Here is a 2,500-nt window from a genome sequence, read left to right on the forward strand (position 1 = left end):
CTTGTCTGTGTAGTGCTTCAAGTGGTGGTGATAATGTTGGTAATTTAAATCCATATTTCTCCAACCTTTCAGAACTCGGGGCCCGCATCCCAAATGTAGCTTTAAGAATTGACCTGATGTGTCTGGCTGGGTAGACTGTAGTTGTTCTAATTGCACTTTAACCTCTATCTAATTTCTCTTATTTGGCAACTTGATGTAGCAAACCGCAAAAATAGACCGCTCGCCCCTTCTTACTACCTCCCTCATTCCCACATCTTCCAAGGCTCTCTCCATTATTCCACAGCTCGTTCAAATACTTATATTCCCGGTAAGTATCCATCGCGAAAAAGAAACCGCCGTGGCGGTAAGCCATCAATTGCCCCTCTGCAGCCAAACGAACTGTCCCCAAACCCCAGCTAATATAACTACTTGCATTGTTTCATATAATTTCTCCTCTCGCCTTAGCACAGCCTAAATTCCTCCCTAATTTCTTTGTGATCAAACTGACTTCAGCACCCGCATCAACAAACATTTTCCCTCTTAGTGTGTTCAGAGACTTCAGTCTTAACTCATACTTAGGTTGCCAATAGTGAGCTTTTAAGGTCCTCATTCTCAGAGGATCAAACCGGATAGGCTCTACAAACTCGCTTTCAAAATATACGCTCAATTACATAATCTAAGCTTTATCAGGTTGGAGCGACACCATCCTTCATTTTGTCATAATCGCGATCGCGACTAATCACCCCTTGGTTAGTATAAACTATCCACTCACCTCGATATTTTTTTTACTCCAGGCGATTTGCTTTATACCAATCATTAGCCGTTGGATATTCTGCTTCCATATTTTCACCCCATAATTTTCCCTCAAATCTGCCTCGCCTCCACCATCATCCGCACCACATCGGGCATTTTATATTTTGCCTCCCAGTCCAATTTTTCTTTTGCCTTACCCGGATTTCCCCTCCCAACTGCAATTTCCGTCGGTCTGTAAAGACTCGCATCGGTTACTAAATGTTCCTGCCAATCCAAACCCGCAGCAACAAACGCTGCCTGCACAAACTCCTCCAAAGGATAACTTACACCCGTGGCAATTACATAATCGTCCGGTTCTTCCTGCTGCAACATCAAATACATCGCCTCCACATATTCCGGCGCCCAACCCCAGTCCCGCTGCACTGAAATATTTCCCAAATGCAGTTTTTCGGAACTGCCCGCAGCAATTCGGCACACAACAGATACAATTTTTTGGGTAACAAACCTCTCCGGCCGCAGCGGCGACTCGTGATTGAACAGAATACCAGAACACGCAAACAAATTGTACGCTTCCCGATAATTCGCTACTTCCCAAAATGCGGTTGCTTTTGCCACGGCGTAAGGACTTCTGGGGCGAAAAGGCGTATTTTCATCGGCTGGACTGCCTGCGGTATCCCCAAAACATTCGCTGGAACTGGCATTGTAAAGTTTAATTTTGCCACCTGTGAACCGAATTGCTTCTAACAGATTTAATGTGCCTGTGGCAATGCTTTCGAGGGTTTCTACGGGTTGTTCAAAAGACAGGCCGACGGAACTTTGACCTGCTAGATTGTACACTTCGTGGGGCTGAATTTTCGCTAGTACCTGCAAGACGCTGCGAAAATCGTTGAGAGACATGGATTCTAGTTTTACTCTGTCTCGGATGCCCAAACGGGCCAGGTTTCCGAAACCGGACATTTGGGCGTCCCTGGAGGTGCCACAAACTTCATAACCTCGATCGAGTAACAGTTTAGCTAAATAAGCTCCGTCTTGACCTGATACACCACAAATTAGCGCTTTTTTCATACCACCTTTTGCTTCCCAAACTCTACCGTAGGTGTTGCTATTTTTCCAGTTGTTTAACTTTTATAGTCTGAATTTTTATTTTTTTAATATTTGGGGTTTTCCGAGAACTTAACTAAAGCAATTTTAAGCATTTACTACAAACACACAACAAATTTATCATCAAGCAGACCCGAAAGCCCGATCGAAGTATTATTGCAAAAAGTTCGATCGATAGCTGGGAGTAACAGCATACAGATATCGTAGGGAGACGGCACTGCCCATTGGTGTCAACTTAACGTCAAACCCTGCCACAGACTGCTGTTTGACTATTAACTCTAGATCCCCCTGCCCCCCTTTAAGAAGGGGGGGACAAGAGTATTATCAAAGTCCCCCAACAACCAGGGGGATTTAGGGGGATCTCGACTTAGCTATGAACAAGAGATACCAAGGCTTTCAGGCTTAAGTTGACACCTGTGGACACTGCCGTGTCCTGCGCCATATTTCATTTTGTACTCGCCAACTATCGACTGGCAAAAGTCTCTACCGCTCGAAAACAGAAATAACCAGTCAGCTAGAAATCGACTCAAAAGTACAAAATATCTGGATTTTTACCTTCTGCCGAATGACTAAAGCCTTCTGCCTTCGGGTACTAGGCTTCCCAACGTTCGGCGACCAATTCAGCCAAGTCAACCACCCGCTGACTGTAGCCCCACTCATTGTCGTA

General features: G+C 45.0%; 2 protein-coding genes. Both read right to left on the minus strand.

Annotated elements, in window-relative coordinates; genetic code table 11:
- Positions 1 to 665: 665 nt before the first annotated feature.
- Positions 666 to 743 carry a hypothetical protein gene (locus tag QUA45_RS28510; RefSeq protein WP_333223280.1) on the minus strand — a complete coding sequence of 26 codons (78 nt, stop codon included), beginning with the start codon at positions 741 to 743 and terminating at the stop codon, positions 666 to 668.
- A 100-nt stretch (positions 744 to 843) separates the two neighbouring features.
- Complete coding sequence (locus QUA45_RS28515; RefSeq protein WP_333223278.1) at positions 844 to 1,797, minus strand: GDP-mannose 4,6-dehydratase; 954 nt, start codon at positions 1,795 to 1,797, stop codon at positions 844 to 846.
- Positions 1,798 to 2,500: the final 703 nt, after the last annotated feature.

Source organism: Microcoleus sp. Pol12A5 (assembly GCF_036701435.1).
Taxonomy (GTDB): Bacteria; Cyanobacteriota; Cyanobacteriia; order Cyanobacteriales; family Microcoleaceae; genus Microcoleus.

Excerpts from the sequence above, each read along its gene's own strand:
- QUA45_RS28515 (WP_333223278.1), bottom strand. The coding sequence starts at position 1,797 with ATGAAAAAAGCGCTAATTTGTGGTGTATCAGGTCAAGACGGAGCTTAT.